Genomic DNA, 14,233 nt, shown 5'->3' on the forward strand with positions numbered 1-14,233 from the left:
TACCCGGTATCGCTACAGGATGAGCCATAATGTTTGTGAAATGGTTTAATGAACCCGAACACCTCTCAAGGCGACTGTATACTCTCAACAGAGGTTACCATGACGAACGACATAGAATACAAGCGTCCCAAATACAGTCTGGAATTCAAGCAGCTGCCGCCAAACGGGTACTTGAAAAAGGCTATAACCAACAACAGGCCGCCCATCACTTGGGCATATCCTTAAGTACCTTGGGGCGTTAAGTTCGAGCTGAGCGTAAGCCTTCGGTCAATTGGGTTATGAAACACTGGCTCGAGTTCTACTCGTTGACTTTTTAATTTGGCTTGGTATTCCTACTCGGCCTGCTCCTCTTTCCTGCTATAAAGTTCGTCGGTAGATATCCCCTTCGGTGATGCTGCGGTTAGAGTAACGCTTCCAAAAGAAGTCTTCATTATTAATAAGTCAACTTCTAGGTTGAGTCAGAGAATTGTTGGGCGATTTGATAAAAATCGGCTTCATTGCCTAAAAAAGCTGCAACAATGTCAGGATCAAAGTGGATGCCGCTCCCTTCTATAATTAGAGATTTAGCTTGTTCATGCGAAAAAGGTTCTTTATAAACGCGCCGGCAAGTAAGAGCATCATAAACATCAACCAGAGCCAAAATGCGTGCGGCAAGCGGTATCGATTCGCCCTGCAGACCATAAGGGTAACCACTGCCATTCCATTTTTCATGATGACAATATGCGATATCCATACCGCATCGGATAAAACTTTGCGAAGGGTATTTTTCATAAAGTACACGCAGGGTATCGCCGCCAATCAGCGCATGTGTTTTCATGATCTCAAATTCATCGGGCGTTAATTTACCCGGCTTCTTCAGAATAGCATCGGGTATACCGACTTTGCCGATATCGTGTAAAGGTGACGAACGAACTAAATCTTGAGTAAATTTCGGCGTAATGAGATCACGATATCTATCAGTGTTCTCCAAGTAACAGCAAATCAACGCACAATATTTTTTCAGGCGAAGCAGATGCGCTCCGGTTTCTGGGTCTCGATATTCGGACAATTTGGCCAGCGCGGTGATAATGGCATCCTGCGCTTCGTCATGGGCTTCACGATGCCAATAGCTTTGCAGCGCGGTGGCTGTAACATCAGCCATACCGGCTAAAGCATCCAGCACATCGTTTGTTAATTCAATTTCAGAGCCGGCTAAATTTAACAGCCCCAGGATGCCTTGTTTGCTAAGTAAGGGGATGGACAGCAACGGTTCGCCTCGAAACAGTGAGCGATCAAAAGTACTGATTGCCTGAATAACATCATTATTGCGCCACCAAGGTTGCTTACTGCTCAATAGACAGGCAATGATGCCTTCAGGACAGTTTTTCCCCTGAAATACCGGCCAACTGGCATTAGGCGGATAATGGCAGGCAAATTGGTCATCCAGCTTGGGGCTGAGCCATAAAGTAATATCCTGCACAGAGGTCAATTCAACAACATTGCCAGCAAGAGCTTCAGCTATTTCCGAAGAATGGCTTACTTGGGTCATGCGTGTGGCATAACGGTATTGCAATTGTAATGAACGGGTTTTTTGCTCGACCAATGCTTCAAGGTGATGGTTAAATTGGCAGAGCTGCTGATTGGCTTCACGCAACTGGTCTTGTAGCAACTGCTCTGAAACTCGCAGTCGATATTGTTCCAAACCGTCTCTTAAAGTTTCAATCAATATTTCCTTTGGACAGGGTTTATTGAGAAAGCGAGAAATATGAGCGTTATGCAAGGCCTTCACCGCCACATCAAGCTCGGCACGCCCCGTGAGCATGATGAGCACGGTCTGTGGATAAAGCCGATTAACCGCACTGAGAAACGCGATACCATCCATGCCCGGCATATTGAAATCTGACACGACTACCGCGAATGGACCTAGTGATGCCAAAAGTTCCAAGGCAGCGTCACCGCTTTCGGCAAAGCTAAGAGCAAATTCACGCCGTAATTGACGTTTTATCCCTTCCAATAGCAGTGATTCATCATCAACAAACAGGATTTTCCGGCTGATATCGAAGGTTGAGTTAATCATCAGAATGTCAGAGTTCGCCTTATTCGTAGGCTTGGCTAAATAAAGGAATTTCTCGGAGAGGATATTGCTATCGGCAGCACTCAATGAGGCTGATATGATTGGTTTAACGCTTTCGCTGCCAGCGACTGCCAATCGGGGAGTCGCTCAAGTTTGTTGATACGCTGTAGATATTCAGTATCTAGATCGATTTCGAATAAGCGAGCATAATCGTCCTGTAAAGGAGGCTTCGATAAGCTGGCGGCGACATGAACAGCGGTCAGCGCATTCATACCATTGTAATCTGTCTCGTTAGGATTTTTTTGTAGCAGAATTGCTTCAATAATACGGGGCGGAATTTTCCATATACTTAAAACATAAGCCGCAGCTTCACAACGATTGAAGCCGAAGACCTCTGCTTCCAGCTCAGCGACGGGAGTTTGAAAGTTTTTAACATGCTCCAGCAAAGACTCAAACTTATCCCCACTATGCGACATGAAAATCAATAAGCCCAGATTATGTAACAGTCCACTTAAATAGGCTTGATCGGGACGGTCATCCGACTGTTGTTCGGCTAGTGCGATCAATCGGGCCAGACAAGAGACCTGCATCGCATCCAGCCAAAGATATTCCATATGATGTTCCAAGCGGGGATTACTGATTGGAAATGCACTTTTGACGTGGACGGACAATATCAAGCTGTGGAGTTGTTTAAGTCCAATCAGATTAATAGCCTCGGTTAGGCTAGAGATCTTACGGTTCAGACCAAAATAAGGGGAATTAACCAGCTGCAGCAACTTTGCCGACAAAACCATGTCGCGAGAAAAAATCTCGGCAATGTCACGATTACTCGTGTTTTCGTTGGCAATGGCAGCATTCAACTCGTGATAGATTTTGGGCAAACTGGGCAATTGACTAATATCGCCGATGCCGGAGATAAGGCGCGGATTGCTAACACAGGCTTGAATCTTAAATACCTGGGCAATCACCTCGCGCAACATTTCCGCGCTGCAGGGTTTACTAAGATATTGATGGGCAACTTCCAGACCGCTTTTCAGTGTGGCTTCGTCGGCATGGCCACTGAGAACGATACGGATCGCCGCTGGATAGCGCTCCCTGACTTGTTTTAAGAGCTTGTCTCCGCACATCTCCGGCATCATCATATCGGTGACGATCAGATCAATGGGCTGTTTGGCCATCCATTCCAATGCTTGTTGGCCGTTATTTGCAAAAAATAATTGCCATTGTTCGCGGTAAGGGCGGAGCTGGCGCTGAATGCCGCTAATCACGTTTTCATCATCATCGACAAAGAGGATATTTTTTTTATTCATGACATTTTATGTCGACTCTTTAGAGGCAAGAGGTAATTGAATGTGAAAAGTAGTGCCGATACCCACCTCTGATTCAAAAAACAGCCGGCCATGGTGTTTTTCCACCACAATGTTGTGAGCAAGGCTTAACCCCTGGCCCGTGCCTTTACCGACCGGCTTGGTCGTAAAAAAAAGATTGAACACTTTTTCTTGAATGTCCTTCGGGATGCCCGCACCGTTGTCGGTAAACAGAATATCCACGTTATTATTATTCAGTTTGCGGGTGACGATGCGAATAAGCCCCCTGCCCGCTTTTTTCTCTTCGATCGCATGGGCAGCATTGATGATCAAATTGAGAAATACCTGATTCAGTTCACCCGCATAACATTCGATTGAACCCATCTCGGGATCAAAATCTGTTTCGACATCAGCAACATATTTATAGCTGTTGCGACTTAGCGTTAACGCATCGTTAAGCGCCTCAGGCAAATTAATCAGCTGCTTGGTTTGGCTAGCCTCGACATGAGAAAAACTTTTCATGGCTTTCACGATTTCCGCAACCCGTTCAACTCCTTCCAATGCCTGTTCGATTGCTTTAGGACTATCTTCCAGAATAAACTGGAGATCATGACGTTCAATCAATTGATCCAGTTTAATCTTCAAAGACTCATCCGCCAAGACATCAAGATTCCTTTGAAATGCAATGATCTCGTTAAAGTTATCGTATAAAGCCGAGAGATTGTCGCCGATATATTGAATCGGGGTATTGATTTCATGTGCCACACCAGACGCTAACTGGCCGATTGCTTCTAGTTTTTGGGCCTGACTTAGCTGGGCCTGTAAAACTTTAGTTTCACTGATGTCATCGACCATGCCGGTAAAAAACAACTCGTCTTCCATCTCAAGGAGGCTGACCTGTAGCAAGGCGGGGAAAATTTCGCCATTTTTACGTTGCGCTTCCACTTCACGACGCTTGCCAATAATGACCGCCTTCTGCGTATCAAAAAAACGACGGATATATCCGTCATGTTGTTCAGCGATAACCGCAGGCATTAAGCGATTTATCTTACAGCCTATGACTTCACTGGGGCTGTAACCGAAAATGCGTTCCGCTGATCGATTAAAGCTAATTATCGTACCGGTTTTGTCAATGGTGATAATGGCACTGGCCACAGTATCCAGAATCGTGTTGAGTTGAACAGTACGTTGCTCCAAACTCTCCATCTTTTGCTTGAGCCACATGCTGATTTTGCCAGTGAAAACGCCCAAAAAAGCCAGAATCAACGCTACAGCCCCCCACATCGATAAATCATCATGCCCGTCATAAAGTGCGAGAATGTGATTCCATGAGATAGATTGATTGCTGTACCAAAGCTTGAATACTCCAGTTGTAACGGGAAATAACAGAACAAAAAATGCGGAAAAAAGAATTGAAAAGCGGTAAGGATGACGCAGCAAAAAATTGATCATAAAAAATTAAGTATAAAAATTAATAGCTGGCAGATTTTGGCAAATAACACTCTGAACCACAGCAAGCAACGCCATATCCGGGAGTTTGCCGCCAGCTTTCTGTTCGCTCCTTCGATTACCGTGGCCCAGCTTCACCAGCCTTATTACCCCTATTTGAAGCTTTACCCCGAGACTTGCGGCCACCATCCTCACCCTTTTCAATGCATTGCTTAATAAATAAGTCTAGCTCTTGTTTGGCGACTTCCTTACAGCTAAAAGGACCAAAATCACCTTCCCGGGCTTTAAAAAACCACTCTGTTTTTCCTGTTTTAAGATTACGTTGAATATAAATTCTTGCTGCTTTGAACATTTTGAGCCCGTTACTGAAAATGCTGTTAACCTTAATAATAGCAAGGAGTTTCTGCTTTTCTAGAAAACATAATAGGGCTTTACAGTAGGAACGTCTCAGGTTGTTGGTCAACATTGACTACTTGACAATTCTTTCAATAAATTAGCATCGAATATTACTTGGCTGTTTTTGTAATTAATTGATTATAATGAGGGTTTGGAGGATTGAAAGAGTAATTCTATGGCGACTCCTAGTACAAATTCCGAATCAACTTCAGCGGGTCCAGTGAATGCCGTTCATAACTGTTCTGCTTTCTCAAAGACATTTTCCGCAGTGTCGCGTCCGTCAATTTCTTACAATGTAACCATAAGGAATTGGATTCCATCAAAGATGAGTAAAATCCAAGCCACGTAGCAGCCCCTCGAGGTTTCTTCGTTCCAAGCTTATTTTTTGTATTTCTATAGCCCGCTTCATTTTCGATATTACTCAGCCATAGATGCCGAATTAGATTTGCAGTCATTAAAAATAATGGGGCATGGCTAGAACAGGGGTCTATTTCTGATCATTTTGAGGAGGGCCAAAGTCTCTGAAAAGGCCTGAGTCATGCAACCTCATAGTAAATTGCCTTGGTTGAAGAATACGCCATTGCCGCGGAATTTCTGCCTGATGATTTTGTTTGGGGGCTTGAGTATTGGATGCCCGAGTGGCGCCAGCTTCCTGACTCCGGGTGATTACCGGTTTGAATTGACAAAAAGCGGCCGGACCCGAACCTATTGGGTTCATGTGCCTCCCCAAGCTATATCCGGACCTTTGCCCCTGGTGATCAACCTGCATGGCGGGGGTGGCAACGCCCGGCAACATCGTCGAAGTTCCGGCATGGATGAGGCAGCCGACCGAGACGGGTATATTGCCGTTTATCCCAACGGCACCGGACGGTGGACCAATCATCTTCTGACCTGGAATGCGGGTGATTGCTGCGGCTATGCGCAAAATCAAGGCATTGACGACGTCGGTTTCATTTCTGCCCTGATTGACGATATCGAACGTCGGGCCGCCATCGATTTCAAACGCATTTATATTGTAGGCCATTCCAATGGCGGCATGATGGCTCATCGCTTGGGTGATGAACTACCGGAGCGCATCGCCGCTATTGCCTCGGTTGCCGGAGCGCATATGCCTTTTAATAGGAAGGGGCGATCGGTTCCCGTCCTGCAACTCCATAGCGTGGACGATCCGCGCGCCCTCTATGAGGGAAGCCTGGGCCCGCCTTTTCCGTTGACGGGCATGCGGGTGATGCATTCATCGGTTCAGGCCACTGTCTCGGCCTGGATACAACGGAACGGTTGTGATTCGATAGCCTCCGAGAAGGAACTCAAGAAATGGCACCAACATACGGCCCAACTGTGGGTTTATGGAAACTGCCGAAATGGCGCAGAAGTGGCGCTTTGGAAACTATCGGGGGCCGGCCATGGCTGGCCTGGGGCAGAACCAAAGATGGAAGTATTGCTGGGGCCAGCGACAAAGGTAATCGATGCCAATACCGAAGTCTGGCGTTTCTTCTCGCGGTTTTCTCTCTCCCGGTAAGAAAACCGAGGAACAGCCGCCGTTGCCAGATACGGGGATGCTCAAGCATATGAGTAACTAAGCTATTTAGAAGCCATGGAACGATCATAGCTCAATGCCTTTGGTTCCAACTAAGAACAGGGTAATCAACTGAATCAATAGAAACAGCAACCCCAGCACCAGTAATAATTTTTTTACGTCTTTCATAACCTCACGCCCTTCTGATCTTAATGAAGACTGGTGTAAAAAATTGTTATCTGTCTGCTCACTCTAAAAAGCATACATCGAAGAAAACGCGATGGAAGTGAAAAGATTGCTTTCACCTGTCTGTTTTCACGGCTTTGAAAAACTCGATCATCGCTTTATTCTTACCCGGCCATTCGGGATGCGGGCCGCTGCCTTCGCAATACCAGGTTTGCACGCCGTTTTTACAGCCGCTGTAAGCCACGCAACCTTCCGCGTCTTGGACGGGAACGGTATTGGGTAAAGGTTGGCCGATTTTCAGATCTTTGGCTTTTTGTTCAAGTTCGTGCCGGTAATAGCTTTCCCAGCGCATGGGCTTGCCGGACAAGGATTTACGGTCCTCCAGGTTGTACTTTTTGGTGGCGCATTGATTGCAGTTCGCCCACCATTCAATCGCTTCTTTTCCATAATTCGGGAACAGCTTGTCGCGGCGACTGTGCATCATCATGACGGGTATGGGCTTTACACAATTGCGGTCGGTCAGATCATCCCCGCGAAGGCCCACCGCGCTGGGGGCGATGGCGGCGGGGATATGCTTGGTACCGTTGAAAAAGGCGATAGCCATCGTGGTTGTGCCCCCGTCGGAGTGTCCGGTCAGAAAAATCCTCTTGCTGTCGATGCACCATTTTGCTTCAACCGCTTTGGGTATTTGGGCCAGACGCACAGCCTCTTCAGGCGATAACCTGCGGTGGTCCGCATACGCGATAATAAAACCTGCCGCCGTAGCTTCCCGAGTCAAATGGGTAAATGCTTCGGTTTCTTCCCGATCCCTGCCGGCCGGCGCATACACCACCAGTAAAGGATGGGCGACGGTATCTTTATAATTGGTCGGTGTCCTGACTGAAAAACGAATGCCGTCATCCGTTTCTTCCTCGTCGCTGGCACCGGCCGGGCCCGGTTTCGAGCCAAGTTGACAGCCTGCCGCAGCGAGGCGATCCATATAGTCTGCGGCCGCCGGGATCACGTCTTCCTTGGCCGCTTCAACAGTCCCTTCGTCAACGGAAAAGTAGGTTTTGCTCGCCCCGGTAAAACCCGCCATGAACAGACCGGCAGCCAACACGAAAGTCATCAGAGGGTCCGGCTGTTTGCCGCGCAACCGCAGCCATTCGGGTTTGAACAAACCCACCAACAAAACCACGGGCGCTGAAATAATCAATACTCTAAAAAAGAACAGGAGGAGCGTGCTCATCGGCTTTACCTCGTCGCTTGACTACAGTCAAACGAAACAATTAATGAAGAAGGCCGACCTGTACCGGCCTGGCCACAGGCAACAGCGTGGGAGAGTCGGCTATGGCTTTATCGATGCCAATCCCTATGGCCAGCCGATTCATGCAGTTGACGACCGCGCACAGGCAAATCGCGTCAAGAAAGCGGCGTTCGTCCCAGCCTGCCTCAAAAATGGCCTTAACATCCGCCTGAGAGATCAATTGCGGGGTTAATGTCAGTTTTTTTACAAAATGCAGGATCGGCTTTAATTTCGTTTCCACATTCGCCCTGTCGATGTCGGCTTTTAGTTGGTCGAAGACGACCGCTTCAACCTCTAATTGCATGGCTGAACGCTTATGCGCCTGATAGCAGAACGCCGACTGGTTGAGCCCCGAGATGTAGGTCATCAGAAGTTCACCCATCCCGCCGTCTTGCGGCGAAAAACTGGCCTTGACGTTTTCCAACAGCTTCCACAACAGGATGCCGCTTCGGGGATATTGGGACAATAAATTGGCCAGCGTGGCCATTTCCGGACTTGAAGGCAGGTAAGACATAAGAATCCTTGGAACTATCCACGGTAGTCCGCTTAAAAAATGAAGGTTTCGACTTCCGCAATCAGGAACAAAGGGGCGCCCCCGCTCGAGATTTCGACCGCATGCGCCGCCGTTTCTTGACCTCCGGGTGAACTCAGGCAGTCTTCCAACGCCTTCATGGAAGGGAAATACACTTCCGCGATCCGATGATAAGGCGCCTGCTCCCGTCCCGGTGCCGAGGCAATCAAGTTGGCGTCAAAACGGATTTTTCCGGCCAATTTTTCGACCGCCATCGGCACGTGTTCCTGTGCATAGCGGCGTTCGAACACGGCCACATCGGCTGGGGTGGGATACATGACTATTAATTTTGCAGCGTTCATCGCCTCTCCTTTCATAGCATTTGTTTATGATGGCGGCCATGATAGGTTGGAAATACAAGGCTTGTAAAATACAAACTGTCTATGAAAGAATAGGTTTTAACTATACTGATCTGAGCGAGCACTTATGGAACTGCACCAAATCCGTTATTTTTTGGCGGTCTGCGACCATGGCAGTTTTACCCGTGCCGCGCAATTCAGCTATATTTCCCAGCCGTCGTTGACCCAGGCCATCAAAAAACTGGAGGATGAATTAGGCGGTGAATTATTTACGCGGGACCGTTCCGGCTGCTTGTTGACGCCACTCGGCCGTATGGTCGAGCCTAATTTACGGAAAATATACAAAGACACCTTGGCGACCAAGGCCGAGGCGATCCGCTTTACCCAGTTGAACAGTGTGCCGCTGCGGATAGGCATGATGGAAACCGTCGGCGCCCAACGCTTAGGCCCTGTCTTTGCCCATTACCGGCAAGCATTCCCCCATATCGAATTTGAACTGATTATCGGCACGGAGGCCGATTTGCTGAAGCAACTGGAAGCGGATTTGCTGGATTTGGTGATCAGCGCCCCGACTCAACTCTTGGCGCCGCCGTATCAATCCACACTGCTCTATACGGAACGCTACGTCGTGGCTTTTCACAGCAGCCACCGCTTTCATCGCCTGTCCCGGATCGACTTGAAGGACATACAGGCGGAACCGTATCTGGATCGGCTCAACTGCGAATTAAGGGAAAAACTCAAGGCGGTCTGCCAGGATCAAGAGATCAACCTCTACGCTTCTTACCGAAGCAACAGCGAAGACTGGATCATCAACCTGATCCGCGCCGACCTTGGCGTCGCCTTGATGCCGGAGTATACGCTGCCTTTGAACGCTCAGGACGTGCAGTGCCGCTATTTAGCCAATCCTGAAATCAGCCGTCAGATTTATGCCGTCTGCCTGCCGCAAAGCCGCAAAAATGCCGACATTAAGACTTTGCTTGCAAGCCTATCCAATCTTTGACTGATTTCTTGAGTTCGGCCTCCAGTCAAAGTTTGGCGACAGCTTTTTAGAACTCTAATGCTCCGCCTCCGACAGCTGATAGCGGTCTTTTCTATCGCTACACCCCAAGGTAAGCAGGTCGCCTCCTAGGCGCCAAATAATGCCAAAAAATCTGCGCCAACTCATTTAGAAAGTGACATCTGAATCCGGCCCCTTCCCTAGCTTTAAACTCCTGATAACCGATTTTATCAAGAGTAAACTGACCCAATGAACGCCACTGAAAATTCCCTCCACGATCCCCTCCGAAAGCCGTCTTTTTAACGGCGGAAGATTTTTTACGTCTGAGCGATGTGCCCGACCGAAGTCGAATGGTTCGCGAACCTGACCAATCGGTGCACCCGCCGTGCCTATGAAAATACGATCCGGGATTTTATGGCCTTCACCGGGATCCAGAAACCGGGCGAGTTCCGGCGTGTGACCCGGGCGCATGTGATCGCCTTACCGGACGACTTAGGGAACCGGGTCCTGAACGGCACGACGATTCGGCACCGGCTCTCGGCGTTGTCGGCGCTGTTCGATTATTTGTGCGAGAAAAATGCGGTGACCCATAACCCGGTCAAGGGCGTCAAACGGCCGAAGCACGACAGCCTGGAAGGCCGGACTCCGGCCTTGGGCGATCACCAGGCCCGGAAATTGTTGGATGCCCCGAATGGCGACTCACTCCGGCCCCTCCAAGATAAGGCGATTCTGGCCATCCTGCTCTATCACGCCTTGCGGCGCAAGGAGTTGTGCAAATTGACCGTGAAGGACTTCAAGCACGAACGGCGCGGGGTGCCGTACCTGAAAGTGGCCGGCAAAGGCGGCAAGACCCGCTATGTGCCGCTGCATCCGGCCGCCGGCGGGCTGATCCATAACTATCTGGAGCGGGCCGGACACGGCGCAGATGATGCCGGCGCCCTGTTCCGGCTGGTCAGCCACAACACAAAAAGCGGCGAGGCGAAGGCAATCACGCCGGATGGCGTCTATAAACTGGTGCGAACGTATTCGGGAAAATTAGGCTTTGAAATCGGCGCGCACTCGCTACGGGCCACCTCGGCGACCAACGAGCTCGATCATCAGGCCGATATCGCGAAGGTGCAGGAATGGCTTGGTCACGCCAATATTGCCACGACCCGGATGAAGATTTTGTCCTTATAGTTCGATCCCCGCGTGCGCGGGGGGAAGACGAACATGCGCTTGATGCGCTCGTTGCGCTGGTGTCGATCCCCGCGTGCGCGGGGGGAAGACTCCTACACAAGTCAATTCAAAGTCCAGTGTCAAAAACACCCCCACGGGCGTGGGGAAGACCCAGTTAATTCGATTCAGACCATTTCCGAACCGGAAACACCCCCACGGGCGTGGGGAAGACTTGGCATGAGCGAGTCGACATTGCGCGCGAAGAGAAACACCCCCACGGGCGTGGGGAAGACCCAAACATGCTCTCGTTTCCTTCCACTAAACTAGAAACACCCCCACGGGCGTGGGGAAGACTGTCCCAAAACTCCGCACGCCAACTATAACCCAGAAACACCCCCACGGGCGTGGGGAAGACGAACCACAGAATTTCCCCGGCGCGTTTTTGTAAGAAACACCCCCACGGGCGTGGGGAAGACCGCTTGCGCCGTGGTTTGCGACATCGTGAAGCGGAAACACCCCCACGGGCGTGGGGAAGACGTTGTAGGTAAACTCGCGTATTGCGTTCATGGGGAAACACCCCCACGGGCGTGGGGAAGACCGAACAGCACGGTAAAACCTACACCGTAGAATAGAAACACCCCCACGGGCGTGGGGAAGACTGCGTCCTGGGTGAAGCAAACCGCAAAAACCCGGAAACACCCCCACGGGCGTGGGGAAGACTAAACCTAGCCGAATGGCTAGACGATCAACGGGGAAACACCCCCACGGGCGTGGGGAAGACCAGGGGAAAGTCGGCGGCATACCCAAGATGTCGGAAACACCCCCACGGGCGTGGGGAAGACCCGCGCGATGCCCTCCAGAATATCACTGGAAGAGAAACACCCCCACGGGCGTGGGGAAGACCAGATCGCTTGCCGGCTACTGCAACGGCCTTCGGAAACACCCCCACGGGCGTGGGGAAGACCCGCACGAACCGGCGTGAAGACGGCTATCCGCAGAAACACCCCCACGGGCGTGGGGAAGACTGCAGCGTGGTGCGGGCCAGCCACAACGGATAAGAAACACCCCCACGGGCGTGGGGAAGACCCAGCCAGGTTACCGTCAGCGACTGCCGCTTGAGAAACACCCCCACGGGCGTGGGGAAGACCCAGACGCTTTTCTTGTATATCGCCACGTACCAGAAACACCCCCACGGGCGTGGGGAAGACTACGACGCGCTGCGGGCCTCCTATACCAGTGCTGAAACACCCCCACGGGCGTGGGGAAGACACGTCGGCAAACTCAAGAACGCTGTATATTGAAGAAACACCCCCACGGGCGTGGGGAAGACCGTACAGCAATGCCACGCCGGCGAACTACTATGGAAACACCCCCACGGGCGTGGGGAAGACATCGATCACACTGAGGACTGGATAGAATTTAGAGAAACACCCCCACGGGCGTGGGGAAGACATCGATCACACTGAGGACTGGATAGAATTTAGAGAAACACCCCCACGGGCGTGGGGAAGACTTTGGGTGAAATGGATTTGACGTATGATTCTAAGAAACACCCCCACGGGCGTGGGGAAGACTCCCGGATCTGCACCTCGATCTTATCCGGCATAGAAACACCCCCACGGGCGTGGGGAAGACGGCCGGCGGGTAACGGGTAAACAGCAATATGCGGAAACACCCCCACGGGCGTGGGGAAGACTAAATAGGCGTTTTTTTCTTTGAGTTCATCCTGGAAACACCCCCACGGGCGTGGGGAAGACACCAGCATTTTGTGGTGAATTTTTATACTGAAACAATATGCAGTGTTTTTGAATAGTCCATTTTTATTCCAACCCCGCTTTTTCTTGCACCAATTGCAAGCCGGATAATTCGACAATACTGCGCTTGGTATCACCTATGCCGCGTATTTCATAGCCTGGGGCATCGTTGATACGGCGAAACACCATAAGCCCGCTTTCCGGTGGACAGTGCTCATACAGATAATCCACAACGGCTTTGCCCACAGAATCCTTGATTCCCGAAATAAAAACATTGGGACGGGGTTCAACAAACCAAAGTTTCATACGACCGCGCACGGCGGGTGGTAGATCATTGGCTATTACGACGAGCATTTTTACCTCCTAGCATTTCTTCGATATCGTCGCTTATGGTAGCGAGTAAATCCATCTCAATCACCCGTTGCCTAAAGCCTTCCGACACTTTGTGTTTATTGTACTTACCAGCCATGTCTAGCGTGAGTGAAAATGCCAGATCAATACACAGTTTTTCCTTGTATAGGTCGGCCAAGTCGTAAACAAAGGGCAACGGACTGCCGGCGTGAATGAATCCGATATGGGGTGAGTAGCCAAGACTATAAACGGCTGACGTGAGGATGCCGTATAAGGCGGCATTGGCCGATGTCAGGATCTGGTTGGTCAGATCGCCCATTTCAAACTTTCCCGGCACATAGGAACGGCCTTTCCAACCTACTTTATACTCGTTGGCCATTTTTTCGTATAACTCGCGAACGCGGTAGCCTTCCATGCCCATCATTTCTTTTAAGCTTTTGCCGGCGAGTTCCGCTTTAGGGAAGCGGCGTGCATACATTCTGCGGGCGACCTCCAGTGATTTTGTATCGTCCGCAGATAACAGCATTTGTTTGCGTAAGTTACGCGTATTTGAGGTGGGAGTTTGGCCGACGGCATAAAACAACAAACTGTCTTCACCCACCCAGCAAACCGCGCAATTGGCCGCCGCAATCACTTTGACGGCTTCATGGGTGATGGCCGTACCCGGACCGAGCAATAAGCAGTTTAAGGTGGCGATGGGTAAACGTATGACATTGCAATCACAGTCTATCCATTTGACACTACTGTCGTCGATCTCCAACCGGCCCCGTTCCAGATAAATAAACGGGTACTTGCTACTCACCTGGGGCAGAGTATCGCGTGTGACTTTAATCAGGAGCCGAGTCGGACTCTGCTTATCTTCCGCCATAAATCGTATCCGTTAACCTTTATGTTGCCCGTGAAAAATCCAA

13 protein-coding genes and 1 CRISPR repeat array are annotated in these 14,233 nt (G+C 50.2%); of the genes, 4 read left to right on the top strand and 9 right to left on the bottom strand.

The annotated features are described in order from the left end of the window. The first annotated feature begins 29 nt into the window (after positions 1–29). A complete protein-coding gene (locus JJL52_RS21840) occupies positions 30–242 on the top strand; it encodes a helix-turn-helix domain-containing protein (RefSeq protein ID WP_202053577.1) in 213 nt (70 codons plus the stop codon). Between the two features lie 206 nt (positions 243–448). Here the strand turns inward: JJL52_RS21840 and JJL52_RS16440 are convergent, their stop codons facing one another. The 4 genes from JJL52_RS16440 to JJL52_RS16455 all read right to left on the bottom strand — a co-directional run bounded on the left by JJL52_RS16440 (position 449) and on the right by JJL52_RS16455 (position 5,275). Then, positions 449–2,188, bottom strand: coding sequence for an HD domain-containing phosphohydrolase (locus JJL52_RS16440; protein WP_202053578.1), 1,740 nt, complete (start codon positions 2,186–2,188; stop codon positions 449–451). Continuing rightward, positions 2,137–3,363, bottom strand: coding sequence for a response regulator (locus tag JJL52_RS16445; RefSeq protein ID WP_202053579.1), 1,227 nt, complete (start codon positions 3,361–3,363; stop codon positions 2,137–2,139). Before JJL52_RS16445 ends, JJL52_RS16440 begins: the two co-directional genes overlap by 52 nt. Before the next feature lie 6 nt (positions 3,364–3,369). Beyond that, on the bottom strand, positions 3,370–4,812 hold the full coding sequence (locus JJL52_RS16450; RefSeq protein WP_202053580.1) for a two-component system sensor histidine kinase NtrB: 1,443 nt from the start codon (positions 4,810–4,812) through the stop codon (positions 3,370–3,372). Between the two features lie 115 nt (positions 4,813–4,927). Next, positions 4,928–5,275 (bottom strand): hypothetical protein, encoded by a 348-nt coding sequence (locus tag JJL52_RS16455; RefSeq protein WP_202053581.1) that lies wholly within the window; start codon positions 5,273–5,275, stop codon positions 4,928–4,930. A 468-nt stretch (positions 5,276–5,743) separates the two neighbouring features. Between JJL52_RS16455 and JJL52_RS16460 the strand changes: the two genes are divergently transcribed. Beyond that, a complete protein-coding gene (locus JJL52_RS16460; protein ID WP_202053582.1) occupies positions 5,744–6,724 on the top strand; it encodes an extracellular catalytic domain type 1 short-chain-length polyhydroxyalkanoate depolymerase in 981 nt (326 codons plus the stop codon). Positions 6,725–7,022: 298 nt separating this feature from the next. On the opposite strand, the gene JJL52_RS16465 is transcribed toward JJL52_RS16460, so the two are convergent. From JJL52_RS16465 to JJL52_RS16475, 3 genes are read right to left on the bottom strand one after another with little or no spacing between them, the layout of a single operon-like run. Then, complete coding sequence (locus tag JJL52_RS16465) at positions 7,023–8,135, bottom strand: CE1 family esterase (RefSeq protein ID WP_202053583.1); 1,113 nt, start codon at positions 8,133–8,135, stop codon at positions 7,023–7,025. A 40-nt stretch (positions 8,136–8,175) separates the two neighbouring features. After that, a complete protein-coding gene (locus JJL52_RS16470) occupies positions 8,176–8,679 on the bottom strand; it encodes a carboxymuconolactone decarboxylase family protein (protein ID WP_236994312.1) in 504 nt (167 codons plus the stop codon). Positions 8,680–8,738: 59 nt separating this feature from the next. Then, positions 8,739–9,065, bottom strand: coding sequence for an EthD family reductase (locus tag JJL52_RS16475; protein ID WP_202053585.1), 327 nt, complete (start codon positions 9,063–9,065; stop codon positions 8,739–8,741). Between the two features lie 124 nt (positions 9,066–9,189). Here JJL52_RS16475 and JJL52_RS16480 point away from each other — a divergent pair, with 124 nt between their 5' ends. Continuing rightward, positions 9,190–10,062 carry a LysR family transcriptional regulator gene (locus JJL52_RS16480; protein WP_202053586.1) on the top strand — a complete coding sequence of 291 codons (873 nt, stop codon included), beginning with the start codon at positions 9,190–9,192 and terminating at the stop codon, positions 10,060–10,062. Positions 10,063–10,389: 327 nt separating this feature from the next. Next, the gene (locus JJL52_RS16485) at positions 10,390–11,238 is read left to right on the top strand and encodes a tyrosine-type recombinase/integrase (RefSeq protein ID WP_236994313.1); all 849 of its coding nucleotides are present in this window, start codon (positions 10,390–10,392) and stop codon (positions 11,236–11,238) included. Between the two features lie 122 nt (positions 11,239–11,360). Next, a CRISPR array of direct repeats spans positions 11,361–12,974; the repeat unit is 28 nt; unit sequence GAAACACCCCCACGGGCGTGGGGAAGAC. 63 nt (positions 12,975–13,037) lie between these two features. Here JJL52_RS16485 and cas2e read toward each other — a convergent pair. Together cas2e and cas1e are read right to left on the bottom strand one after the other, a co-directional pair. Further along, a complete protein-coding gene (gene cas2e, locus JJL52_RS16490) occupies positions 13,038–13,325 on the bottom strand; it encodes a type I-E CRISPR-associated endoribonuclease Cas2e (RefSeq protein WP_202053587.1) in 288 nt (95 codons plus the stop codon). Then, entirely contained in the window at positions 13,303–14,190 is an 888-nt protein-coding gene (gene cas1e, locus JJL52_RS16495; RefSeq protein WP_202053588.1) for a type I-E CRISPR-associated endonuclease Cas1e, read from the bottom strand. Before cas1e ends, cas2e begins: the two co-directional genes overlap by 23 nt. Positions 14,191–14,233: the final 43 nt, after the last annotated feature.

The organism is Candidatus Methylomicrobium oryzae (assembly GCF_016745425.1).
In the GTDB taxonomy this organism is placed as follows: Bacteria; Pseudomonadota; Gammaproteobacteria; order Methylococcales; family Methylomonadaceae; genus Methylomicrobium; species Methylomicrobium oryzae.